The sequence below is a fragment of the Kribbella sp. CA-247076 genome (assembly GCF_050942445.1).
GTDB lineage: Bacteria > Actinomycetota > Actinomycetes > Propionibacteriales > Kribbellaceae > Kribbella.
The window spans coordinates 7072610-7095642 of the sequence record NZ_CP192051.1; the positions used below are offsets into that span (position 1 = coordinate 7072610).

At 69.6% G+C, this 23033-nt stretch carries 20 protein-coding genes; 5 read left to right on the top strand and 15 right to left on the bottom strand.

What is annotated here, in order from left to right; translation table 11 throughout:
- Window positions 1–6: 6 nt before the first annotated feature.
- Window positions 7–2721: a UxaA family hydrolase gene (locus tag ACQPYZ_RS33740; RefSeq protein ID WP_433163151.1), complete on the bottom strand. Its 2715-nt coding sequence runs from the start codon at window positions 2719–2721 to the stop codon at window positions 7–9.
- 114 nt (window positions 2722–2835) lie between these two features.
- Here ACQPYZ_RS33740 and ACQPYZ_RS33745 point away from each other — a divergent pair, with 114 nt between their 5' ends.
- Window positions 2836–3528 carry a GntR family transcriptional regulator gene (locus ACQPYZ_RS33745; RefSeq protein ID WP_433163153.1) on the top strand — a complete coding sequence of 231 codons (693 nt, stop codon included), beginning with the start codon at window positions 2836–2838 and terminating at the stop codon, window positions 3526–3528.
- 40 nt (window positions 3529–3568) lie between these two features.
- Window positions 3569–4216 (top strand): hypothetical protein, encoded by a 648-nt coding sequence (locus ACQPYZ_RS33750; protein WP_433163155.1) that lies wholly within the window; start codon window positions 3569–3571, stop codon window positions 4214–4216.
- A 122-nt stretch (window positions 4217–4338) separates the two neighbouring features.
- Here ACQPYZ_RS33750 and ACQPYZ_RS33755 read toward each other — a convergent pair whose 3' ends face one another.
- On the bottom strand, window positions 4339–4683 hold the full coding sequence (locus ACQPYZ_RS33755) for a VOC family protein (protein ID WP_433163157.1): 345 nt from the start codon (window positions 4681–4683) through the stop codon (window positions 4339–4341).
- A gap of 90 nt (window positions 4684–4773) precedes the next feature.
- Between ACQPYZ_RS33755 and htpX the strand changes: the two genes are divergently transcribed.
- Entirely contained in the window at window positions 4774–5652 is an 879-nt protein-coding gene (htpX, locus tag ACQPYZ_RS33760) for a zinc metalloprotease HtpX (RefSeq protein WP_433163159.1), read from the top strand.
- A gap of 164 nt (window positions 5653–5816) precedes the next feature.
- Here the strand turns inward: htpX and ACQPYZ_RS33765 are convergent, their stop codons facing one another.
- The 10 genes from ACQPYZ_RS33765 to ACQPYZ_RS33810 form a co-directional block, all read right to left on the bottom strand.
- Window positions 5817–7013 carry a Gfo/Idh/MocA family protein gene (locus ACQPYZ_RS33765; protein WP_433163161.1) on the bottom strand — a complete coding sequence of 399 codons (1197 nt, stop codon included), beginning with the start codon at window positions 7011–7013 and terminating at the stop codon, window positions 5817–5819.
- A gap of 199 nt (window positions 7014–7212) precedes the next feature.
- The gene (locus ACQPYZ_RS33770; protein ID WP_433163163.1) at window positions 7213–7890 is read right to left on the bottom strand and encodes a glycerophosphodiester phosphodiesterase; all 678 of its coding nucleotides are present in this window, start codon (window positions 7888–7890) and stop codon (window positions 7213–7215) included.
- Window positions 7891–7912: 22 nt separating this feature from the next.
- On the bottom strand, window positions 7913–8932 hold the full coding sequence (locus ACQPYZ_RS33775) for a 2-hydroxyacid dehydrogenase (RefSeq protein WP_433163165.1): 1020 nt from the start codon (window positions 8930–8932) through the stop codon (window positions 7913–7915).
- Complete coding sequence (locus ACQPYZ_RS33780) at window positions 8929–10392, bottom strand: FGGY family carbohydrate kinase (protein WP_433163166.1); 1464 nt, start codon at window positions 10390–10392, stop codon at window positions 8929–8931. Before ACQPYZ_RS33780 ends, ACQPYZ_RS33775 begins: the two co-directional genes overlap by 4 nt.
- A gap of 10 nt (window positions 10393–10402) precedes the next feature.
- Window positions 10403–11203 carry a DeoR/GlpR family DNA-binding transcription regulator gene (locus tag ACQPYZ_RS33785; protein ID WP_433163168.1) on the bottom strand — a complete coding sequence of 267 codons (801 nt, stop codon included), beginning with the start codon at window positions 11201–11203 and terminating at the stop codon, window positions 10403–10405.
- A complete protein-coding gene (locus ACQPYZ_RS33790; RefSeq protein WP_433163170.1) occupies window positions 11200–11817 on the bottom strand; it encodes a histidine phosphatase family protein in 618 nt (205 codons plus the stop codon). The genes ACQPYZ_RS33785 and ACQPYZ_RS33790 overlap by 4 nt, the downstream gene beginning before the upstream one ends.
- Entirely contained in the window at window positions 11814–13163 is a 1350-nt protein-coding gene (locus ACQPYZ_RS33795; protein WP_433163172.1) for an FGGY-family carbohydrate kinase, read from the bottom strand. The genes ACQPYZ_RS33790 and ACQPYZ_RS33795 overlap by 4 nt, the downstream gene beginning before the upstream one ends.
- A 244-nt stretch (window positions 13164–13407) precedes the next feature.
- Window positions 13408–13641, bottom strand: a complete 234-nt coding sequence (locus ACQPYZ_RS33800; protein ID WP_433163174.1) for a hypothetical protein — start codon at window positions 13639–13641, stop codon at window positions 13408–13410.
- A gap of 321 nt (window positions 13642–13962) precedes the next feature.
- On the bottom strand, window positions 13963–14415 hold the full coding sequence (locus ACQPYZ_RS33805) for an excalibur calcium-binding domain-containing protein (protein ID WP_433163175.1): 453 nt from the start codon (window positions 14413–14415) through the stop codon (window positions 13963–13965).
- 227 nt (window positions 14416–14642) lie between these two features.
- Window positions 14643–17294, bottom strand: a complete 2652-nt coding sequence (locus ACQPYZ_RS33810) for a hypothetical protein (protein ID WP_433163177.1) — start codon at window positions 17292–17294, stop codon at window positions 14643–14645.
- A gap of 116 nt (window positions 17295–17410) precedes the next feature.
- On the opposite strand from ACQPYZ_RS33810, the gene ACQPYZ_RS33815 reads away from it, so the two are divergent.
- Window positions 17411–18223: a hypothetical protein gene (locus tag ACQPYZ_RS33815; RefSeq protein WP_433163178.1), complete on the top strand. Its 813-nt coding sequence runs from the start codon at window positions 17411–17413 to the stop codon at window positions 18221–18223.
- On the opposite strand, the gene ACQPYZ_RS33820 is transcribed toward ACQPYZ_RS33815, so the two are convergent.
- The gene (locus ACQPYZ_RS33820) at window positions 18161–18481 is read right to left on the bottom strand and encodes a hypothetical protein (protein ID WP_433163180.1); all 321 of its coding nucleotides are present in this window, start codon (window positions 18479–18481) and stop codon (window positions 18161–18163) included. The genes ACQPYZ_RS33815 and ACQPYZ_RS33820 overlap by 63 nt on opposite strands.
- Window positions 18482–18611: 130 nt before the next feature.
- Between ACQPYZ_RS33820 and ACQPYZ_RS33825 the strand changes: the two genes are divergently transcribed.
- On the top strand, window positions 18612–20024 hold the full coding sequence (locus ACQPYZ_RS33825; protein WP_433163181.1) for a family 43 glycosylhydrolase: 1413 nt from the start codon (window positions 18612–18614) through the stop codon (window positions 20022–20024).
- A gap of 5 nt (window positions 20025–20029) precedes the next feature.
- Here ACQPYZ_RS33825 and ACQPYZ_RS33830 read toward each other — a convergent pair whose 3' ends face one another.
- The gene (locus tag ACQPYZ_RS33830) at window positions 20030–20701 is read right to left on the bottom strand and encodes a hypothetical protein (protein WP_433163183.1); all 672 of its coding nucleotides are present in this window, start codon (window positions 20699–20701) and stop codon (window positions 20030–20032) included.
- Window positions 20702–20878: 177 nt separating this feature from the next.
- Window positions 20879–22987, bottom strand: coding sequence for a hypothetical protein (locus ACQPYZ_RS33835; RefSeq protein WP_433163184.1), 2109 nt, complete (start codon window positions 22985–22987; stop codon window positions 20879–20881).
- Window positions 22988–23033 lie beyond the last annotated feature (46 nt).

The window sequence follows — 23033 nt, forward strand, 5'->3', positions numbered from 1 at the left end:
CGCCTTTCACATCGAGGTGCCGAGCAAACCGCGGGTGATCTGGAAACCGACGTTGCCAGAGGCAACCGCCTTGGGGACGAGCTCACGACTCGCGACCGCCGCGATCGTGTCGAGGCCGGCCCGGGCCTGTTCGGCCGCGTCCCCGGTGGCGACCGCGTCGAGGTCGTCGCCGTACTTCGCGACCGTCTCCGAGTCGTTGCTGATCGCGGCCACCGGGACGAACCGCTGGGCGGACAGGGTGCCGCCGGCCACGTGCGCGAGGATCTGCTGGACCCCGCCGGCACCGAACCCGGTCGCGGTCTCCATCCAGTCGGTGCCGGGCATCCGCATCACGTGCCAGCCCGGCTCGGCGAACCGCTGGCCGTGCGCGATCGTCGGCTCCACCCGGTCCGGCGATCCGAAGGCCGCCGTACGGAAGAGCTCGTGGGCCGGCAGCGCACCGCGCGAGGACAGTACGACGGAGCCGCCGGAGCCCACGATCTCGCGGCCGACGAGGGCCATGGCTTCGGCGGTCTCGTCCGACAGCGGGCCGCGGGCCTCGAGTCCGACGGTGAGGTCGCCGAGCGTGCCGTCGTACTCGACCGGGGCCAGCAGGTCGAAGCCGCTGAACCAGTCGCGCACCTTGGCGCCGACGGCCTCGAGCCCGCCGTCGGCCTGGATGCTGGCCCAGCCGAAGCGGGCCGGATCCAGGCCGGCCTCGACCAGGCGGGAGCGGAAGTAGTCGTTGTGGGTCTTCTCGCAGCCGTGCTCGAGCAGGAGCGCCATCCGGGTGTTCGGGTGCATCAGGTAGCCGAGCATCGTCCGGGCGAACGTCTCCTCGGAGGCGCCGCCGCTGCTGCCGCAGCCCTCGGTGTGCGGGAGCGCGACCATCCGGGTGACCGCGTCGCCGGCCCACTTCTCCAGCTCCGCCTGGGCCGCCAGCCGGAGCGCGATCTGACCGGAGCACAGGCTCGTCGGCAGGATCAGCCCGACCGACTCGGGCACCAGTCGATCGTCGACTGTCAACAATCGGACAGGAGTCCGGGTGTTCGTCCCCAGGCCTGTCAGCGGAAGGCCGTCCAGCGGGGCGTCGCGGTCCTCGACGGGGAGGTCGGTCAGGTTCCGGCTCATCCGGCCGTCGGTGGTGATCGAGATGCCCTCGCGCGGTCCACTCTGCCGCCAGTTCCGCCAGATCGACACCTGGCTGTGGCCGGCCCGCTCCCCCGCGCTCGGCTCCCCCGACGCGACCCGGACGGTCAGGTCGAACGTGTCCGCGGTCAGCTCGGCCATCGGCGTCCCGGTGAGGTAGCGGCCCGCGTCCACGTCCATCTCGGCGTGCAGGCGCTCGTACCTGGCGCTCGTGGTGACGAACTTGAGCGTGGGGACGAACGGGAAGTTGGTGATCGAGCCGTTCCCGGTGGTGAAGAAGATCAGGTTGCAGCCGCTGGCGACCTCGCCCGCGACAGACTCGAGATCGTTGCCGGGACTGTCCATGAAGATGTAGCCGTTGCCCGGGAGCGGCTCGCCGTACTCGATGACGTGGTCGAGCCGGACCTCGCGCGGCAGTTTGCGGGCGGCGCCGATCGACTTCAGCACGATGTTGTAGAGACCGCGGTACACGTTCCCGCCGGACGGATTGCCCTCCGCGGTGTGCCCGTGCCAGCCGACGCGCTCCTTGAACGAGCGGATGGTCGCCAGGAACCGCCGGGCCGTCTCGAGATCACGGACGTTCGTCAGCACGTACGGCTCGGCGCCGATCAGCTCGTCCGTCTCCGCGAGGACGGCGGCGCCGCCGTGCTTGATCACCTCCGCCCCGACCAGGCCCGCGAGCGGGTTGGCCGAGATCCCGGAGAACGCGTCGGACCCGCCGCACTGCAACGCAATCCTCAGGTTGCTCAGCGGGACCTCGACGCGCGTCTGATTGTCGACAATCGGCAGCCACGGCTCGATCAGCGCGCCGGCCGTGGTCAGGTCGTGCTCGAACCCGGCCCGACGGGTGAAGTACGCGTGCGGAACCTTGATCGACGGGTAGCCGTGCTCGGCCATGAAGTCCTTGATCGCCCGGCCGGACACCACGTCGTCCTCGGTGTCGACGATCAGGACGGCGCCGACGTTCGGATTCAGCGTGAAGCCGGCCAGGGTGGCGAGCAGGAAGTGCAGGTTGTTCGGAACGCCGTCCTCGCCGCCCTCGGTGTGCGCCACCGGTACGACGCCGTCGCCGGCGGCCGCGCCGTCGAAGCGGCGGGCGAGCTCGGTGACGAACCCGCTGCTGCGCGAGCTGGTCGCCATCACCACCACGTGGTTCCGGGTGCCGGCCACGCCCTGCTCACGGGGGTAGCCGAGGAACGTCCCGGGCTGCTCGACGCTGGTCACCTGGGCGCCGAAGTGCAGCGCGGACTCGTCCAGCTCGTACGGGTCGAGCGGCTCGTTCGTGGCCGACGGCTCGGTCGGCAGACCCTTCACCCCGCGGGCGGTGACGGCGGCGAGGCTGGTCGGCGTACACACGTAGTCGCCGGGCACCAGGTCCCGGGAGGCACGGGCGAACGGCGTGTTCCACGAGGTGATCGCGTCGCCCGCGCGGACCGGCCGGACGACGAAGCGGTGGCCCTCGAGAATCGTGTGCGGCAGCGTCACCACGGTCCCGTCGAGGTCGATCGACGTACCCGCGTCCAGGCGGCGGGAACAGATCGCGGCGTTGTCCTCGGGCTCGGGCAGTACGCCGACCTCGTCGAACCTCAGCATGCCGTGCCTCTCTGGCTCTCGGACCTCAAATCATGCATGATGCATGATTACCAGTGCCACCCTGCCGAACCCGACCGGCCGGGTCAAGGCCGCGACCAGGATCCGGAGAGGCCGATGACGGAGTCGACAGCCGGGACCGTGGAGCCGCAGGACCGGCGGCTGCTACGGCGGCAGATGCTCGCCGACGACGTGTACGAGGCGATCAAGGCGATGCTGATGGACCACGTCATCCGGCCCGGTGCCCGGATCTCCATCGACGGACTCGCCCGCGACTTCCAGGTCTCGTCGACACCGGTCCGGGAGGCGCTCGCGCGGCTCGAGTCGGTGGGGCTCGCGCTGAAGGAGCCGCTGAAGGGGTATCGCGCGACGCCGCTGCTCACCCTCGCCGAGTTCGACGACCTGTACCGCTTCCGCCGACTGCTCGAGCCGTGGGCGGCCCGGCGGGCGGCCGAGCTGATCGACGACGACGGCCGCGCCCGGCTCCAGGCCGAGCTGGCGACCGCGGTCGAGCCGACGTCGGTCGACTACGCCGGCTACCGGTCCCTGACGGTGCACGACAACCGGTTCCACCTGCTGATCGCGTCGCTGTCGGGCAGTGAACAGGTCCGGCTCGCGTTCGAGCGGACCCACTGCCACCTGCACATCTTCCGGCTCCACTACGACCGCGACATCGGCCCCGAAGTACTCACCGAGCACCGCGCCCTCGTCGAGGCGATCAGCTCCGGCGATCCGGAGGCCGCCGAAGCCGCGATGAACCAGCACATCGACAACTCGATGTCACTGAGACTCCGCAAGATCTACGAGTAGGTCATTGTTTCGGACTGCCGGGCGCGGGCACGCGGAGAGGATGACGGCACCCGACCTCCCTGCGCCGCGTCCCGTTCTCTGGCCACTCCGTCCACTCGACTCGGCCGCGGTCCGGACCGCGGCCCGCGACGGCCGGACCGTGGTCACCATCCGGCATGCCCTGCTCTCCGACGTCACACCCGAGATGCTGTCGTGGTGGTACTGCCACGTCCCCGGCACCATGCGGTACGCCGGGAAGCAGTGGCCCCGCTACCTCGTCTGGCACCCGCTCGACCACATCACGTACGACGTGACGAGCCCCGGCACCGACGGCACCGTCGGACCAGGCGCCCGCCTGCACATCACCGAGGCCCCCGGCCGCAACCTCGACCAACTGATCGACATCAAGGTCGGCGTCGAACAGATCGACTCCCAGGCCGCGATCATCTCGTCCCGCCTGCTCGGTACGGCGCTCGTCCGCCTCGAGAACGAGTTCACCGCAACCCGCGGCGGAACCCGCTACGTCACCCGCCTCACCATCGGCGACCACACCCCCGCCGGCCGCCTGGTCCTCAACCGCCTCGCCCACACGAAGGCCTTCCCACCGGCCAAGCTGACCGCCTGGATCCGCCACCACATAGAAGAAGTCGGCAACCTGGAGAACTTCCTCCCCGACCTCTTCCGCTACCGCGCCGACCACGAACCGTAAGCGCACGGAGGAAGAGTCGGCCCACGCGCGCTGACGCCCGCGGGTGGGGCCGGTGGACTTGGGTTGGAGTGAGGGGACCGACGTGGTGGTGGACGCCTTAGAGGTTGGGTCCCCGGCAAGCGCTACTCCGCGGGGGCGCCGCCGAAGCCTATTTCGTTGCCGTCGGGGTCTCGGTAGATGACCTTGCGTACGCCGTTGTCGTACGTCTCGCGCTCCGACGCCTCGACCCCGCGTCCGGTGATCGCTTCGATGCGTTCGTCGAAGTCCTCGGCGAAGATCGTCACCTGCCCGTGGCCGGCGTGGTCGGGGCGGTGCTCGACGACCAGGTACCGGTGTTCGGCCAGCTCGAAGACGGCTTCGATGTCGTTCGGGTACATCACCGGCGGCCCGCCGAGCAGCCGCTCGTACCAGGCCAGCACTCCCGGGTAGTCACTGACGGACAGTTCCGCAAACAGATCAAGCGCCATACCGCATCCTAAGAACCCACGCCCAGGAATACCGCCCTCCCGAACGATGTTGTCGCGAACAAAAGCTTTCTCGATGGAGAGTGATGAACGATGACCGGTCTTCGGCGCGCGGGTAACGCGGTCAGGACCGCTGCACTACTGGGTCTGCTGACCGCTCTGATCATCGTCGTCGGCGGCTACCTCGCCGGTACGACGGGTGTCCTGATCGCGGCCGCGCTGTCCCTGGGCCTCAACGCCTACCTGTACTTCAACTCCGACAAGCTCGCCCTGCGCTCCATGGCCGCGCGTCAGGTGACGCCGCAGCAGGCGCCCGAGCTGTACGCCGTGGTGGCCGAGCTCGCGCAGCGTGCGGGCCAGCCGATGCCACGGATCTACGTCAGCCCGGTCGCCCAGCCGAACGCGTTCGCCACCGGCCGCAACCCGGAGCACGCGGCGGTCGCGGTGACCGAAGGGATCCTGCGGATCCTCAGTCGTCGTGAGCTCCGCGCCGTACTCGGTCATGAGCTCGCGCACGTCTACAACCGCGACATCCTGACGTCCAGCATCGCGGCCGGCCTGGCTGGGATCGTGACCACGCTCGCCAACCTGGCGATCTTCCTCCCGCTCGGCTCGTCCGACGACGAGGACGCCCCGAACCCGCTGGTGACCCTGCTGACCGTGCTGCTCGCCCCGTTCGCGGCCGGCGTGATCCAGCTGGCGATCAGCCGTCGCCGGGAGTACGCCGCCGACGATGACGGAGCCGAACTGACGGGCGACCCGCTGGCCCTGGCGAGCGCGCTGTCCAAGATCAGCCGCGGCGCGGAAGCCATGCCGCTCCCCGCGGAGTCCGGCGTGGCCACCAAGAGCCACCTGATGATCGCCAACCCGCTGAGCGGCCGCGGCGTCTCCGCCCTGTTCTCCACCCATCCCCCGATGGAGGCCCGCATCAACCGCCTCCACCAGAAGGCCCGCGAACTCACCGCCGCCTGACCAGCGGCGCTCGTCACCGTCGGCCAAGTCTCGGGGCCTGACACCCCACGGTGGGCTTGCACAGGAAATAACCTGTGCAAGCCCACCATTTGTTGTGCAATCCCCCGGCATCTGGCCGGCTTCCGCTGCCCGGGATAGCTGGCCGCAGCCGTCGGCCGGGAGACTCAGGCGGGGGCGTCTCCGTGGTCGGGGATTTCCAGTTGTACGCCGCCCTGCAGAGCGGACTGGTGTGCGTAAATGCCGGGCAGCGTGTAGCGCGCGGCGACCCAGGCGTTGATCGGCGGGAGGGTCTTGTCGGCGACCGCGCGGACGAAGTCGTCGGCGAGGAAGTGGTGCGAGCCCTCGTGCCCGTTGTGCAGTCCGGCGAACTCGGCCGGCAGCCGGTCGCGGTCGTGCACCGGGGACAGGCCCGACATGAACGCGTCCCGCAGCGCCGGGTCGACGTTCGCCAGGTCCTCGTCCTCGAGCGAGCCGCTCGGCTTGGTCTCCATCAGCTGACTGATGTCCTGCACGCCTTCCTTGGTCTGCCAGACCGTGGTCGTCGCGAGCTGCTCGAAGCTGCCCTCGGTGCCGAACACGCGCAGCCGGGACTCGCGGATGTGCGACGGGTACCCGACCCGGCGCATCTCGTTGGTCCGCATCGCGCCGCCGTCGGCCAGCTTGAACAGCGCGGTCGCGTTGCTGAAGTCGTTGTCGAACTGGCTGATCTCCTTGTCGAAGACGCCGTCGCCGCGGTCGTCCTGGACGCCGATGCAGGACACGTGGGTGGCGTGCTGCCCGGTCACCGAGAGCACGTTGCCGACGGCATGCGTCGGGTACAGCATGGGCGGGAACGAGGCGGTCTTCTTCCAGTCGTCGCCACCGCTGTACTGGTACGCCGCGTAGAACCCGAGGTCCATGTCGTGGACGTAGTCGCCCTCGGCGTAGAACACCCGGCCGAACTCGCCGTCGGCCAGCTTCTGCCGGCAGTACACCGAGGACGGGTAGTAGTAGCTGGTCTCGCCCATCATGTACGTCAGGCCGGTCTCCTTGACCAGCTCGATGATCCGGGCGATCTGGTCGGCCTCGATCGCCATCGGCACGGTCGAGTACACGTGCTTGCCGGCCTCCAGCGCGCGGATCGCCATCTCGCCGTGCAGCCACCGCTGGGTGAAGATCGCGACCGCGTCCACGTCGGACGCGAGCATCTCCTCGAACGACGAGTGCGTGACCGTGATGCCCTGCTTCTCGGCCATCGCGGCCGCCCGCTCGGGCAGCACGTCCGTGAGCCGGACTTGCGAGACGTCAGGATGCGCGGACCACAACCGCAGGAACGACGGGGCGAACTGTCCCGCGCCGACTACACCGATGCTGATTCCCATGCGGACAAGGCAATCACACATTTTTCTTCCGCGAAAGAACAAATTCGCACGTCGGATCGTGTGACCTAAGCCACTGCGACCGCGGACCCGGCGCACCTTGTGCACCACGTGTGCATCCAGGCGCCGCCGTACTCAAACGCAGCACAAAGTCGCTCTCCAGGACACCGGGACCGGGCCGCGGGGAGGGGCGTGGGTGGGGCTAGGGGCGGGGGTGGAGGAGGTGGGGGTTGTCGGTGGTTATGCCGTCTACGTTGAGGGTGGTGGCGTGGTGGAGGGTGGGGGCGTCGGGGACGGGCCAGGCGGTGACGTCGAGGCCGGCGGCTTGGAGTTCTTTCACGCCGTCCGGGTCCAGGCCGGCGATGCCGCAGAGCGCCGTACCTGCCTCGGCGGCTCGGGTCAGGGACAGTACGTCGGCGATCGCCGGCGTACGGCCGAAGATCAGGCCGGTGGTGGCGGACGGCATCGCGCGGCGTACGGCGAGCAGGACGGAAGCGTCGGACGACGTGACCATCGTGCGGGCGGCCAGCGACGGATCCGCCTGCAGCGACTCCACCAGCAGGGGTACGGCGCGCGCCGCCTTCACCTCGGCCTGAATTCGTACGTCGATCGCCACCACCGTCTCCGCCCACGTCGGCACGAACTCACCCAGCCCCGCGTCCAGCGACCGCAGCTCGTCGTAGGACAGCGACGCGACCGCCCCCGTCCCGGACGTGGTCCGGTCGACGGTCGCGTCGTGCATCACCACCAGGACGTCGTCGGCGGTGACCCGGAGATCGAGCTCGATCTCGTCGCAGCCGTCGGCGACGGCACGGCGGAAGGAGCGCAACGTGTTCTCCGGTTCGGTCCCGAGCGCACCGCGGTGCCCGGTGATGATCACAGGACGTCTCCTCGCAGAGACGTCACGCGGAGACCAGCCCGACCGGGTCGCGTCCGGCCAGGTAGGCGGCGACCGCCTCTGCGGCTAGTAAGCCGGCGCGCAGTGCGGTCTGCTTGGTCGCGCCGGCCAGGTGTGGCGTCATCACCACATTAGGGGCCGTCAGCAACCGTGATCCCTCCGGCAGCGGCTCGGACGGGAACACGTCGAAGGCGGCCGCACCGAGCTGACCGGACTCGAGCGCGTCCACGGTCGCGTCGTAGTCGAGCAGCCCCCCGCGAGCCGTGTTCACGAGTACGGCGCCTCGTGGCATCAGCGCGAGCTGGTCGGTGCCGATCATGCCGCGGGTCTGATCGGTCAGGCGGGCGTGCAGGCTGACCACATCCGACCGCCGCAGCAGGTCGTCCAGCTCGACCAGCTCGATCCCGTCAGAAGCCTTGTCGACAAAGGGATCCGCGACGAGTACGTGAGCACCGAAGGCGAGCAGGACGCGGGCGACCCGTTGCCCGATCGCGCCGTACCCGACGAGTCCGACCGTCGACCCGTCCAGCTCCAGGCCGCACTCGTCGTACGCGTAGAGGTCGCTGCGCCACTCCCCCTGCTCGAGCGTGCGTTGCAGCCGCGGAAGGTTGCGCAGGGCCCCCATCATCAGAGCGACCGCATGCTCGGCGGCAGCGACCGCGTTGCGTCCCGGGGTCGAGGCGACGACAACTCCGCGCTTGACGGCGGCGGGCACGTTGACGTTCACCGGGCCGCCGCGGCAGACGACCAGGAGCTTCAGGTCGGGCGCGGCGTCCAGCACGCGCTCGGTGAACGGACCCATCTGGGTCACCGCGATCTCGATCCCGGACAGCGCCTCGATCAGCTGACCCTCAGCGTCACTCGCCTCGTCCACTTCCGCCACCCGGCCGTACGGTGTCAGCGGCCACGGCAAGGTGACTTCGCGGAAGTCGAAGCTGACGTCGTCGACGGCGGACAAAGCCGCGGCGAGCAGTTCGTTGCGCACGAAGTGGTCACCAGCGAGCAATGTCTTGACGGTTCTCATCGAACTCCTGAGCTAGGAAGCGGTGCTGGGTCGGCCCAGCGCGGGCGGGCTGCCTCGATCCGGCGCAGGTAGTGGTCGTAGCCCTCGGCGTAGAAGGCGGCGCGATCCGGATCGGGGTCGACCTGGCGGGTTTCCGCGATCCACTCCGGACCGGCGCTCTCCGGGTCGGCGGCCCGCCGCGCGCAGATGACCGCACCGCGGGCAGCCACCTGTTCGGCCTCGGCCGTGTGCAGCGGTGCGTTGAGCACGTCCGCGAGGATCTGGGTCCACTCGGTACTGCGGGCTCCACCGCCGCAGACCGTGACGCGTCCGGACCAGCCGGCCGCCTCCAGGCAGTGGCGCGCGGCGTACGCGATCCCTTCACACGTCGCCTTGACGAGGTCGGCGGTCGTGGTCGACAGCGAGATCCCGTCGATCGTCCCGCGGGCTCGGGTGTCCACGAACGGCGCGCGCTCACCGGCCTCGGACAGATAAGGAAGGACAGTCACGCCCTGCGCACCTGGTGGGCTCTCCGCAAGCAACGACGGCAGTTGATCCGTGCCGACGCCGACCAGTGCCAGCACCCGGTCGAGCGCGGCCGTGCCGACCATCGCGGGCATCGCCCGGAGCCAGACACCCGGAGTCCACGTGCCGAGGAACAACCCGGCCGGCTCGCCGTCGACCGGCAGTTCCCGGGTGACGACTTGGCAGGCGAGCGTCGTACCGACAGTAAGTAAGGCATCGCCGACGTCTTCCACGCCGGCTCCGGCGGCTGCGGCCGGGAGGTCGTACGGCCCGGAGGAGACCCTGGTCCCGCGGGCCATCCCGGTCGAGTCGTCGCGGAGCTCACCCACCGGACCGGTCGGCTCCACCGGAGCCAGCAGGTGCTCGAGCTCCGCGAGACCGGTCGCCTTCAGCGCCTCGTCGTCGTACTGGTTCGTCCGCGGATCGAGGAACGGCGCGGACGCGTCCGACACGTCCGTCGCCCGGACCCCGGTGAGCGCCTGCATCACCACGTCCTTGCAGTACGCCGCCGTCCCCGCCCGAGCGATCACGTCCGGCTCCACCGCGAGTACGGCGGCCAGCAACGGACCGGAGGCGCCGGGGAACATGCGGTTGCCGGATCGGCGGAAGACACGGTCGGCGACACCGTCGGTCGTCCAGCGCTCCAGGATCGCGCTGCTGCGGGCGTCCAGCCAGGAGATCGCCGGGCGTACCGCCGTACCGTCGGCATCGAGGAGCCACAGACCGTCGCCCTGTGCGGTGATCGCCAGCACGCCGGGGCGGTCACCCACCGTCCCGGCCAGCTCGCCGACCACCTCGTTGACCGAAGCAACGATCTCGGCGGTGTCGTGCTCGAACCGCCCGGGTCCGGGCCGGACCAGTCTGGTCGGCCGGGACGCCTCGGCCACCGGCCGGCCGCCGTCGTCGAACGCGACCGCCTTGGTCACAGTGGTGCCGACGTCAACCCCGACGTCCATGCAGTCCCCCTCAGAGTGTGGCGACCTCCACGGTCGCGCCGTGGTCGCGAAGCGGTTGGATCAGGTCCTTCGGGGTCTTCTCGTCGACCACCACGACGTCGAAGTCGGTCAGCGGCGCGAGCCGGTGCAGGGCGGTGCGCTGCAGCTTGGCGTGGTCGACCAGCAGCACCTTGGTCTTCGCCGCCCGCAGCATCGCCCGCTTCACCAGCACGATCTCCTCCTCCTGGTGGAAGGCGTGCGTCGGCGACACCGCGGACACCGAACAGAACAACAGGTCGGTGTGCAGCGCCTCGACCGCCTCCGCGCACGGCATCCCGCCGAACGAGTCGTGGGTCGGGGAGTAGATCCCGCCGAGCGCGAGCAGGGTGACCCCGCGCAGCGACGTCAGCCGGGTGATCGCGGGCAGGAAGTTGGTTGCCACCGTCAACGGCGTGATGTCCTCGAACAGGTCGACCAGGGCGAGCGCGCTGGTCGAGTCGTCGAGCATCACCGACATCCCCGGCTCGATCATCGCGCGGGCGTGCCGGGCGAGCGCGGCCTTCTCGATCTGCGCGGTGTTCAGCCGGTACGCCACGTTGCTCTCGAACACGCTGGTCGGCTGCGCACTGACCCCGCCGCGGTACTTGCGCACCACGCCCTGCCGCTCGAGCTCGTCCAGGTCGCGGTGCACCGTCATCACGCTCACGCCGAACGCCTCGACCAGTTCGTTGGCCGAGACCGAGCCGTGCTCGACGACGTACGCCGCGATCTCGGCCTGCCGGCGGGCGGGACGACTCAGTTCGGTGGTGTCACCGTCGACGTCGGATGTCATGCCAGGGTCTCCATTCGGACTGCGGGAACGTTGTACGCCTCGAGACCAACTGTGCCGTCCTGCAGGCGGAAACGCACCAACGCCGCGGGGCCGAGCGCAGGGAGCAGTCTGCGGTAGTCGTTCAGAGGCAGTCCGAGCACCCGGCAGGTGAGCAGCCGGATGAGCGTGTTGTGGGCGACCACGAGCACCTTCTGCCCGGCGTGCGCCCGGCCGATCTCGTCGAAGACCTCGTGCACGCGATCCGCTGCCGCGGCCGGATCCTCACCCCCTGGGAAGTGGTCGCGAACGGGGTCCAACTGGAAGGCCTTCGCCACGGCCGGCGGGAGCTCGCCGAGCATCTTGCCCTCCGCCGACCCGAAGTCGAGCTCGCGCAGCCGGGCGTCGAGCGTCGGCTCCAGCCCGAGCGCGGCCGCGGCCGGCTCGATCGTCTGCCGAGCCCGCAGCATCGGCGAGCACCACAACGCGTCGGGCGCGTATCCGGCCGCCCACTCCGCGAGCCGCTGCGCCTGCTGTACACCGACCTCGTCGATCGGCAGGTCCGTCGAGCCGGTGTAGCGGTTGCCGTGGTGCCACTCGGTCCGGCCGTGGCGGGCGAGCACGATCGTCGTCCTCATCCGCGGTACCCCCGGCGATCCAGCTCGGCCACGAACTCGCCGTACAACTCCTCCAGGTCGTGCGGGCGCGGCTCGATCACGCGGTCCGTCCGGACCATCCGACCGGCCGTCTCGGTCAACGAGCCGCCGGACGACGCCGCCAGCACGGCCATCCCGTACGCCGGGTCCGGCGAAGCCGGCAGCTCGACGGGTACGCCGAGGACGTCGGCACGCAACTGGTTCCAGTAGCCGCTGCGGACCGCGCCACCGGTGAGCGAGACGGATCGGACCGGGTCGGCGCCCAGGCCGACCAGGTGCTCGAAGGCGAGTCGCTCGATGAAGGCCACACCTTGTAGTACCGCGACGTACGTCGCCACGTCATCGCCCGCGTTGCCGAGGGTGAAACGCTCTGCCTGCGGCGCGACGAACGGGAACCGCTCACCGGTTTTCGTCAGCGGGTAGACCACGGCGTCGACCGGCGCGGCCGCCTTGTCCAGCGCGTCCAGGTCGGCGTTGGGCAGCAACTCGGTGAGTACGCCGGCACCGGTGCTCGACGCGCCGCCGGGAAGCCAGCCGCCGTCCGGGTGCCGATGGCTGTAGACCGCGCCGGTCGGATCGTGCAGGAGGTCCTCGCTCACGCCCTTGAGCACAAGCGTCGTACCGAGGACCGAGTTCCAGGAGCCTGGCGTGAGTGCGCCGGCGGCGATCTGGGCGGCGCAGCCGTCGGTCATGCCGGCGTGGACCGGGACGCCGTCCGGAGTCCGGCCTAGCTGGGTGCCGGGAAGGACGACGTCCGGGAAGATGCTTGCGGGCAGGCCGAGCTTGTCGAATGCGGCCTGCGGCCAACTGTCGGCGACCAGGTCGTAGCCGGTCTTGAGGGCGTGGCTGGTGTCGGTCGCGACCGGATGGCCGACGAGGTGGGCGGCGACGAAGTCGGCGCTGTGGACGAGCCGGTGCCGGGCCGTCGGTTGCAGCCAGTGAAGTTTGGGCAGTGCCCAGGTGGGTTGCATCGCGGTCGCCCAGCGCTCAGGGTCCGCGTCCACGATGTGGTCACGCCGGTCGGCTGCACGGGCGTCGTCGTACATCAGGGCCGGGGTGACCGGGCGTCCGTGCTCGTCGGTCAGCAGGAAGGTGCCGGACGTGGAGCAGATCGCGAGGCCCTCGACGTCTGGGCCTTCGCCAGGGCCGGCGACTTCCGCGAGGACGGCGTCGACCGCGTCGAGCCAGCTCTGCGGGTCCTGCTCGTGGCGGGGGCCGTCGCGGTGGCTGACGAGCGGCCGGGACGCGCGAGCCAGCACGTGGCCGTCGGCGTCGACGAGGACGGCACGGACGCTCTGCGTGCCGAGGTCTACGCCGATCCAGCCCACGCCCCGCCTCCCGACGCTGGTGTTATCTATCTATGGTGAGAACATAACACCTCAGGACGGTAAGAGGACGTGACACGGCTCCCGCAGCTCGGAAGCATGCGGGAGCCGGGCAGTCCGGCCGGTTGCGCCTGTACCGGCGGGACGGTCAAAGTCGGCTGGTCAGCAGTCGGCCGGTCAAAGCCGACCGACCAGGAGTCGGCTGGTCAGTCGGCCGGTCGGAGCCGGCTAACCAGGAGTCGGGTGGTCAGGAGTGCATGAGCACGAGCGCCGGGTCGACGGTGGCGAACTCCACCCGGCCGGCGTCGACGGCTCCGTAGGCGCCGATAGGCCCACTGGCGCGACGACCGTTGCGGTTGACCCAGAAACCCCAGCCCTCCGGCGGGGCCGGCCACTCGGGGTCGGGCTCCCAGCCCGGCGGCGGACGCCAGCTGTCACTCGGCGGCTCGGGCCACTCAGGTGGTGGGTTGAATCGATGCACGGGCGGTCCTTTCGCCAGATTCCCCAGCAATCTCTGCCTCATCGATCCGCTGATCGAGAACTGTCTGACAGATCAACGATCTGGTGCACCGAAGGTCACGGCTAAGTTTTCGTAAAGTTTTCCCGGCACACGGCCACCAATCACACCACCGCCCCGGGAAGCAGGCAACCATCCGCTCACCCACCGGACTGCACGTGCATCCGCATGCCCAGTTGACGGGTCGCAGTTGCTCCCGCCACCTTTCCGAAGTACTTCTCCACCCTCGGCGATCGTTGCTCTCGGCCCGGTCACGGTGACGGATCGTCACGATCGACGTTCGGCCTACTCACAAGCGACTCCGTCGTCATCCCGGTCGAGATGTGACGCATAGCCGGGTTGCCCGCGGTACAACGGCGCCTTTCCCGCCGCCCGGACCGCGGCACAGTTCGCGTAGTACACGGCTGTCCGTGGAGCCGTCGTCTTCTTCGCCGTGCTGCTGGGGCTCGATCGCGTCAGCGGCGCCCGCTCGGTCACGGTCACTGTTGCCGCACCCGGCCGGATCGTCACGGTCCGGGCCGGTAGCGGTGGCGGAGTCACAGTCTCCGTCGGCCCGGGAACAGTCACCAGGGTCGTCGCCGTCGGCCCGGGCACCGTCACGGTCGCGGACGACGTAGCGGTCGCCGTCGCAGTGGCGCCGGGGACAGGCGACGAGGACGCGCTTCCGCTGCCACCGATCGCGGCCAGGACCGTCACGAACGCGATCCCGCCGGCCACCCATCCGGCGACCAGCTTCACCGGCGGTTCGGCGCCGTACCGTCCATTCGGCCCGCGGGCACGTAACCCACGGGAGTTGAGCCAGAAGGCCCACCCCGGAGGCGCCGACGGCCAGGCAGGGTCTGGACGCCATCCGGGCGGCGGCCGCCAGTCCGGAGTCGGCGGATCCGGCCAGCCCGGCGGTGTGTTGAATGTCTGCATGTCGATGTCCCCCTCCGGGGGCTACATCGAGCCATGGTGACGCAGTGTTACAGGTCGTCGAGGCGGGCTTTGACGCGGTGGTGTTCGGTGAGGGACTCGGCGAGGGTGTAGCCGAGGGAGCGGTAGGCCTCGAAGTCCCACTCGTCGTAGAACTGGTCGCCGGTGGTGCGGCGCGGGAAGTCCTGGTTGCCGACGGCGTACTGCTCGAGGTCCCAGCCGAGGTGGCCGGCCAGCACGGCCTTGAGGAAGAAGATCTCGGTCTTGTACGGCTTCTCCTCGCCCTCCTTCAGCGGGTGGGTGGCGATGCCGTACGCCCAGGCCCGGTCGGCCCGCGGCTTGGACCCGCGGATCATCGGCGACGGGTCGATGTCGACCTGGATGCCGTGGTCCATCCGGGCGGTCGCGATCGCCTCGGCCAGCGCGGTGAACCGGTCCTCGGCGTCGTTCGACGCGTCGATCACGATCACCTGGGCGGGCTCACGGCGGAGCGCCTCGACCAGGCCGAGGTTGTCGTAGTGGCCGCCGTCGGTGACGTAGATCCGGCGGTCGTACATCGACGGCTGACCGATCCCCTCCAGCAGCAGCCGGTACGGTCCGGGTTTGTCGATCACGCTGCCGACGTACCGGCGTACCTTCGCGAAAGCGCCGGTCACCTCGGGGAACGACGGCTCGGACCGGTTGTTCCAGTACGGGTTCGGCAGCCAGACGCCCAGCCGCGCGTTCAGTACGGCGAGCAGCAGCCGGACCGGCCTGGTCCGGGCGTTCACCCTCCCGGTGAGCGGGCTGAACGCGGCCCCGCTGATCGCCATCGCGGCCGGCACGGTCACCTCGCGCTTCAGCATGTCGGCCTCGCGTTCGTAGTCGTCGGTGACCCGGCGGCCGCCGTCGGGCAGCGAACGGTCGCCGACGATCCCGATCTGCTGGGCGTCGAACACGAACGGCACGCAGTCGCGCTGGATCGGCACGAAGTCGGCGTCGGACACGTTCGCGACGCCGGCGATCACCAGCTGCGGGCCGCCGGCGACCGGCTTGGCCCAGTCCGAGTACCGCAGCCGCAGGTGGTAGTCGAGCGCGACCGCGGCGCCGTTGTCCTTCCGCGTCACCAGGAACGCGCGCGACAGCCGCTCCCGATAGAAGGAGTGCAGCGACGTCCGGTTCGCGTCGGTGAGCACCTTGATCGCCACCGCGATCGCGGCCAGGATCAGCGCGACCGTCCAGTTCTCCCGGTACTCCGGGTCCGTCGCATAACCGCCCGTCCAGCGCAGCAGCACGACCACCGCCGCGATCACGATCAGCGCGGTCGCGAGCCAGGGCGCCAGCTTGGTCCGGGCGAACGAGAGCAGCCGGGTCCTGAACCCACCGGCGTCCTTGCCCTCGACCGCGAGCCCGTTCCACACCGACTTGCCGAGCCCGATCAGTACGACGACCAGCGCACTGAACGACGCGAATCCCTGCTTGGTCGGATCGACCAGGGCCTGCAGTGCGGACGGCAGGCTCGGCTGGTCGGTCGCCTCCCCCGGCAGTTGGTTCAGCAGATACAGGCCGCCGGGTACGCCGAGCAGCAGGACGGCAACCGGTACGCCGAAGCGGAGCGAGAAGTTGCCGGTCGTCGTCAGCACCATCCGGACCACGTCGGGCATCCGCGCCCACCGGTCCCACACCTTCTCCAGCACGAACATCGCCGCACTCAACGCCACCAGGAACAGCGACAGCACGAGGAACGACCACGAGTCGTTCGGTCGCCAGTCCACCCGGAGGTCGGTGAACCCGGCGACGATGACGCCTTGGTCGGCGAGGAACCAGCCGAGCACCCACGCGATCGCGCGCAAGGTGATCCCGATCAGCAGCAGGTTGACGACCAGGCCGAACAGGACCGACAACGCGGCCCGGAACATCGCCCGGCCACCCTGCAACAGGTAGCGGGTCTGCCGTCGCAACCGCGCGAGCTCGGGGGATCCCGGCGAGAACGGGTCCGCGCACGTCCGCCGGAGTACGTGGAAGGCCGCGGCCATGTAGCCACCGCCGCTGACCCCGATCACGGTCGAGGCTTTGTCGTACAAGCCCTTCTCCCGCAGGAGTTGCAGGGCACCGAGACAGAACGACGCCGACCGGATGCCACCACCCGAGCAGGTGATCACGAGCCGGCCGTCGTCGGTGTCGTCGTCCTTGATCCGGCGGAAGGTGGCCGGCGGCGCGAGCCGGACGCCGTACAGCAGCCGCTGCCCGTACCGGCTGGACGCGAAGTAGGCGGTCGCGACGACGATCGCGCCGACGGCGCCGGTGGCACGCATCACCCAGGTGAGCCAGCCGGTCGACAGATCGGCGCAGGGAGCCGCGCCGAAGTCGTTCCACAGCCGGACGTCCTCGACGACATCGAGGACAGCGGCAACGAACACCACCCACGACCCGATCGCGGCGACCCGCTTCCACGACTGGCGGTCCAGGAACTTGACGTACTTGTACGCCCGGTACGCCGCGTAGACGTACGCCATCACGAACATCGCGTCGACCAGCAGCGACAACCGGCCGGGCACCTCGCAGCCGAGCGGCGAGCCGGCCGCGTCGTGGACGGCGTCGCGCATCGGCCACTGGACCACGGCGAGGACGACGGCGAGTTGGAGTGTCCTGGTGAACGTCCGGCGACGGCCGATCTGCTCGATCGTGGCGTCGCCCTTGGTGCCGTCCGATTCCCCGAGCATCGCCCCATGATGCCGGTCCGGCGGTCCAGGCAGCGAGTCGGACCGGCGAGTGCCTTGACATCCGCGGCCGGCGGGCGGACCTTGAGAGCGGACGATCGGGGTCGGTGGGGGGAACCATGGAGACTGATCCGGACACTGTGGTGCTGCGACGCCTCAGCGAGGGCTTGCACGGCGCCACTCTGCTCACGCTGCAGTGCGACCCCGGCCGACCGGGCCGGCCGTTCGGCGCGAACGTGGTCGCCCGGCTCGGCGAGGAGGGTCTGCTCGGCCACGTCCTGTGGAGTACGGCGTGTACGCCGCGAAACGTCGACGCGGCCGCGTTCCGGGACCTGCGGGAGAGCGGGCTGTACCTCGTCCGGCTGGAGCTGGACGGCATCGCGGGCGACGCGGCCCGACTGCGTGAACTGGTGGTCGTCGTGCACACGTTGCGGCAGCTCGGGCTGCTGGTGACGTACGACCTCGACCTCTTCGACGGCAGTCCGCGGGAGAACCTCGTCGTACTGCGCACGATCGTGGCCGACGGCACCATTCCGGCGGTCTTCCGGTGTGGTCCGGTGGACGGACCGCCTTGGTTGCGACAGTTCCGGGACGAGCTCGACGGCGCGGTCTCCGGCTTCTTACGGCTGTCCGGTCAGCTCGCGGACGCGTGGGCGGATGTGATCGTCGGGGAGCGGCTGCTGCTCGAGTTGAAGGGGGTCGCCGCGCACCGGATCGCACTCCAACGGCTGACGCTGCGGGCGAACCTGGAACTCCTCGACCTGATCGGCGACAGTCTGCGCGACTACGAGCTCAACGGCCGGACGTCGCTGCTGACGGCTGAGCTGATCGGACCGCGGGTGGACTGTCTCACCGACTCGATGCTTGCCCTACGCAACCGCTTTGCCGGCGCCAACGCGGCGTCGCTGCTGGGCAGCGGGATCCGGCGCTGACCCGCCGCGGCGGGCGGCGGTGTTCCAGTCGGTCTCGCTGAGGCGGCCGGCGGTGGTCCGGTCGGTCTCGCTGAGGCGGGCGGCGGCGGTTTCGTCCAGCGCAGCCAGTTGGGCGCAGGCGAGGGCGAGCGCCTCCGCGTGTGAGCGGCAGCCGTCGACGTACCAGAACGGGTCGTCCGGCTGGCGGTCGTCGGCGTCGTCGATGTCGGCGTACCAGCAGTCGTGCCGGTAGTGCACGACGCGAACCTTGAGCTTCATGCGCGCTAGGACGCCGGTCGCCGAACCCCGGTTCCGGCCTTCGATCCTGGTGTGAAGGGTTTACAACGTTGGCAAAGTCGCAGTACAAACGATGGGACCGGTCCGCCCCTCCGGCTCGAGAGGTCCTGCCATGAGGTACTTCCGCCCCGCCCTCTGCGCCCTGCTCGCCCTGTTGCTGACCGGCGTCCTCGCCGGCCCCGCGCCCGCCGTCGAACCACAGGAGAACGTGGTGGCGTCCCAGACGTTCCGGAACCCGGTGAACCCGTCGGCCGACCCGTCGCTGATGTTCCACAACGGCCGGTACTACGTCGCGACCACCCGCGGTGACCGGATCGGGATCTGGTCGTCGGCGAGCCTGGCGACCCTGCTGGTCCAGCCGGAGCAGGTGGTCTGGCGGGATCCGGACCCGAGCCGGAACAAGCAGATGTGGGCGCCGGCGTTCCGGCAGGTCGGCGGGCGTTGGTACATCTACTACACCGCGTCCGACGGGGTGGACGCGAACCACCGGATGTACGTGATCGAGTCCGAGGGCTCCGACCCGCTCGGGCCGTACCACTTCAAGGCGAAGATCGCCGACTTCGGCGAGTACGGCATCGACGGTGAGCCGATCACGGTGAACGGGCAGCAGTACTTCGTCTGGTCGGGACCGGGCCGTGGTCAGGGCGGTCCGGCGCAGCTCTACATCGTCCGGATGAGCAACCCGTGGACCGTCACCGGCGGCCGGGTCGCGATCCCGGCCGACGGCGGGTGCAGCGAAGTACGCGAGGGACCGACACCGATCTACCGCGGCAACCGGGTGTTCCTCACGTACTCCTCATGTGACACCGGGAAGCCGGACTACCAGCTGTGGATGAAGAGCATCACGAACGGCGCCGACCCGATGGTCGCGTCGAACTGGGTGCAGCACCCGGGCCCGATCTTCTCCCGCAACGACGCGACCGGCGTCTGGGGACCGGGGCACCACTCGTTCTTCAAGTCGCCCGACGGCACCGAGGACTGGATCGCGTACCACGGCAAGAACACCAGCACCTACACGTATTCCTTCCGCACCAGCCGCGCGCAGAAGATCACCTGGAATGCCGACGGCACCCCGAACCTCGGCCGTCCTTTGGCCGCCGGCGCCACCCAGACGCTGCCGTCCGGCGACCCCGGATCGTCGAACTATTGGATCAACGACTTCGACGCCGCGGTCACGTACAGCGGCACCTGGAACTCCGGATCGGGCTGCGGCAATCAGTGCTTCTGGGGCAACGACCACTGGAGCGGCCAACGCGACGCCTCCGCCACCATCCGGTTCACCGGCACCAAGGTCGCCCTGCTCAGCGTCGCGGACGTCGGCAACGGCATCGCCGCGATCTCGATCGACGGCGGTCCCGAACAGCGGATCGACTACTACAGCTCGATCCGTGTCGGCGAACAGCTGATGTACGTCAGCCCGACCCTGCCCGCCGGCGCGCACACCCTCAAGGTCCGCGTCACCGGCGACAAGAACCCGGCGTCGTCAAGCACCGTCATCAGCCTCGACCGGATCGAGGTCTACTGATCCGCTCAGTAGAACGTCTTGACGACGGTGCGGCCGTTGATCATCACCAGGTGGCCGTCGTCACGCAGTTGCAGGACGCTGCCCGGACGACGGGTCTCGTAGAAGAAGGTGAGGTCGCCGTCCCGGTTCGCCGTGGCGAACGCGCCGGTCGGGTTGACCCAGCCGGACGACTCCGGCCAGTTGTCCTTCACCCCGGTGCTCCACAGTGCGGTCGTGCCTCTGAACAGCACCAGGTTGCCGTTCGTCTGGAACTTCAACGTGTAGGCCCGGTTGACGGCGTACATGATCACCTCGCGCCCGGCCGGATCGGGTGCGTGCAGCTTGCTCTGCGGCATCAGCGTGCCGATCACCATGTGGCGGTTCCACACCGCCTTACCGCGGGTGTTGTAGATCGCCAGGTTGCCGTTGTCCGGCAGCACGAGTTTGGCGCCGGCGCTCTTGATCCCCATCGACCAGACCTTCGTCCGCCCGTAGATGATCTGCAGCGTCCCGTCGATGCCCATCACCAGAACGTTGTTGGCATGCCAGGTCCCCGAGCTCCACAGCGGCAGCGAGACACCACGCTGAAACAGCTTCGCGTCCCCGCCCGGCTGCATGATCAACGTGTAGACGCCGTTCTTCGACCGGATGTACTGCCCGGCCTTGAGCTTCTGCCCCGGCAGCAACGTGTCCGACACCGCAACCGCCCGCGTGTCCGCGCTCGGAGCGGCCTCAGCCGGGCCCCCGACAAGCGCGAATCCCGCCACCACAAGCCCCGCCACGACGGCAGCCCACTTCCCCTTAACCATCAACGGTCCCCCTCAGACCTCACCGGCCCCCGAATCTAACCTCCGCCAGGCTCACCGGCGACTCTCTCAAGTACGACGGACGGCGAGACCGTCGATCTGGTAGACCTTGCCGGCCACCCTGGTGGTCAGGAGGACGGACCCGGTCAGGAAGGTCGCCGGTACGGGGAGCGGCACGATGGCCTGGTACTCGGTCGTCGCCTTGTAGAGGTTCACCGCGCCGACGTACTTGCCGTTGTAGTAGACGTTCAAGCCACCGCAGGTCACGCACTTCGTCGCGATCAGGAACAGCCGCTTCGCCTGCACGCTGCGCGAGACCGAGATTCCCTTCGCCGACGTCGCGGTCGCGGTTCCGAGGTAGTAGGCGCGATGAGCGGCTCTGACCCAGCCCTTGGCGGCGCCCATCGCACGGTCGTCCGACGGACGGGAGAAGCACTTGTCGACGGTCCAGGGCGAGAGGTTGCCCGCGAGGTCACGCGCCCGGACCGACACGCAGTACTCGTACCCCGCCACGACGCCGATCGCCACCGAGGTGGACGTCGTACCAGACTTGACCGGAGCGTATGCGCCGAACGCCCCCGCCGTGGGCGCGATCCGCCAGCGAACGTCGTACGAACCGATGCCGGTGTTGTCCGTCCCGGCGTAGTTGAACGTCGCCGTGGCGGCCTTCGTCACGTCGAACGTCGGTCCCGTGACCCGGACAGTCGGCGCGGCGGAGTCGACGTTCAGCCAACGAACAGCCGTGGTGCCGCGTCCGCCGTCCTCGACGGCCCAGATTCGCAGGACGTGAACTCCGGCGGTGACACCGGCTTTCTGGAAGGGTGAGGCCGGACACGGCGCCGTCGTCACTCCGTCGAACTCGCAGCTGACATAGGGGTTGACCAGACCGGCGGTGTCGAACGGCACCGACACGTTCGGTCCCACGACTGCCGCTGTCGGCTTGATCGTGATCCGCGGGCCCTGCCACACCGCCGACTCGACCAGTTCCCCGGCCGGCGGGTCGAAGAGCTTCGCGTTCACGTACGGACGTCCGTCGTTGACGGGCACCTGCTGGAGAGTGCTCCCGTTCTCTGTCCGCCGAGTGACGAGCAAGAGGCCGGAACTGGCCCAGCTGATCGACTCCCCACTCGTACCGAGCGGGGAACCCGGGACGGGAGTACCTCCGGCGACCGGGATGACGTTCACCGAGGTGTTCTTGAAGTAGGCGACCCATCGACCGTCCGGTGACGCGACCGGGTGCTGCGCCAGCTCGGTCCCGGCGTACGCCGTCAGCAGGCCACCACCCGCCTTCGCCTGGACGCGCTGCAGCTTGCCGGTGACCTGATCCTTCACGATCAGCGTCTGGTTGTCGGGCAGCCAGGACGGCGCGGCCACGTTGCAGCCGAGCCGGACGGGTGTACCGCCGGTCGCTCCGATGATCTCGACACAGGAGGTGCCGGCCTGCTCCCGCGCGAACGCGATGCGGGTGCCGTCCGGGGACCAGGACTTCGTGGTGATCCCGGTCGCCCCGTCGAGGATCTTCACCGGCTGTGCGTGCGGGACGACCGCCGAGACCGTCCACAGGCTCGACCCGCCCTGCGAGAACACGACCTGGCGCCCGTCGGCCGACGCCGCGATGGCCTTGTCGACCTGCTGGGTGGGTCCGGAGGTGGCGAGGGGGATGACCTGCGTCGCCCCCTGCACCGCGAGCTGGCCGAGGAAGGTGCGGCTGACTCCATCGGTCGTGACGGTGTGAGCCACGGTGACAGCGTCCGTCGGTGCGGCGACCGGAGCGCCAGGCACGGTGTCCGCCGGGCCTGGAGTGCTGGCAGGTCCCTCACCGTCGGCGTTGACCGCGGCAACGGAGTACGTCGCGCCGGGCAGCCGCTCGGTGTCCTGCCAGTTGAACGTGGTGACCGCCGTACGCGGCACGGTGTAGGCGGTCTCGGTCCCGTTGACTGCGCGACGTACGACGAAGCCGGTCACTCCGTCTGTGGTTCCTTCGTCCGCCGGAAGGCTCCAGGCGAGGTCTATCCCGGTGAACGTACCCTTCACCCGCACACCGACTGGCACCGATGGAACCGAGGTCGTCTGCTCGGTGGACGTCGTGGAACCGGGCGCCGCGGTTGCGGGGACGGCCGCGGTCAGCACGACGGCCGACAGGACGATCGGCGCAGCGAAGCGCAGGAAGGCGCGCATGGAGAGCTCCCAGGAGTCAGAGCGGCGGAAGGTTGCCGCGCTCTCC

Excerpts from the sequence above, each read along its gene's own strand:
- ACQPYZ_RS33740 (WP_433163151.1), bottom strand. The coding sequence starts at position 2,721 with ATGCTGAGGTTCGACGAGGTCGGCGTACTGCCCGAGCCCGAGGACAAC.
- ACQPYZ_RS33745 (WP_433163153.1), top strand. The coding sequence starts at position 2,836 with ATGACGGAGTCGACAGCCGGGACCGTGGAGCCGCAGGACCGGCGGCTG.
- ACQPYZ_RS33750 (WP_433163155.1), top strand. The coding sequence starts at position 3,569 with ATGACGGCACCCGACCTCCCTGCGCCGCGTCCCGTTCTCTGGCCACTC.
- ACQPYZ_RS33755 (WP_433163157.1), bottom strand. The coding sequence starts at position 4,683 with ATGGCGCTTGATCTGTTTGCGGAACTGTCCGTCAGTGACTACCCGGGA.
- htpX (WP_433163159.1), top strand. The coding sequence starts at position 4,774 with ATGACCGGTCTTCGGCGCGCGGGTAACGCGGTCAGGACCGCTGCACTA.
- ACQPYZ_RS33765 (WP_433163161.1), bottom strand. The coding sequence starts at position 7,013 with ATGGGAATCAGCATCGGTGTAGTCGGCGCGGGACAGTTCGCCCCGTCG.
- ACQPYZ_RS33775 (WP_433163165.1), bottom strand. The coding sequence starts at position 8,932 with ATGAGAACCGTCAAGACATTGCTCGCTGGTGACCACTTCGTGCGCAAC.
- ACQPYZ_RS33780 (WP_433163166.1), bottom strand. The coding sequence starts at position 10,392 with ATGGACGTCGGGGTTGACGTCGGCACCACTGTGACCAAGGCGGTCGCG.
- ACQPYZ_RS33785 (WP_433163168.1), bottom strand. The coding sequence starts at position 11,203 with ATGACATCCGACGTCGACGGTGACACCACCGAACTGAGTCGTCCCGCC.
- ACQPYZ_RS33790 (WP_433163170.1), bottom strand. The coding sequence starts at position 11,817 with ATGAGGACGACGATCGTGCTCGCCCGCCACGGCCGGACCGAGTGGCAC.
- ACQPYZ_RS33810 (WP_433163177.1), bottom strand. The coding sequence starts at position 17,294 with ATGCTCGGGGAATCGGACGGCACCAAGGGCGACGCCACGATCGAGCAG.
- ACQPYZ_RS33815 (WP_433163178.1), top strand. The coding sequence starts at position 17,411 with ATGGAGACTGATCCGGACACTGTGGTGCTGCGACGCCTCAGCGAGGGC.
- ACQPYZ_RS33820 (WP_433163180.1), bottom strand. The coding sequence starts at position 18,481 with ATGAAGCTCAAGGTTCGCGTCGTGCACTACCGGCACGACTGCTGGTAC.
- ACQPYZ_RS33825 (WP_433163181.1), top strand. The coding sequence starts at position 18,612 with ATGAGGTACTTCCGCCCCGCCCTCTGCGCCCTGCTCGCCCTGTTGCTG.
- ACQPYZ_RS33835 (WP_433163184.1), bottom strand. The coding sequence starts at position 22,987 with ATGCGCGCCTTCCTGCGCTTCGCTGCGCCGATCGTCCTGTCGGCCGTC.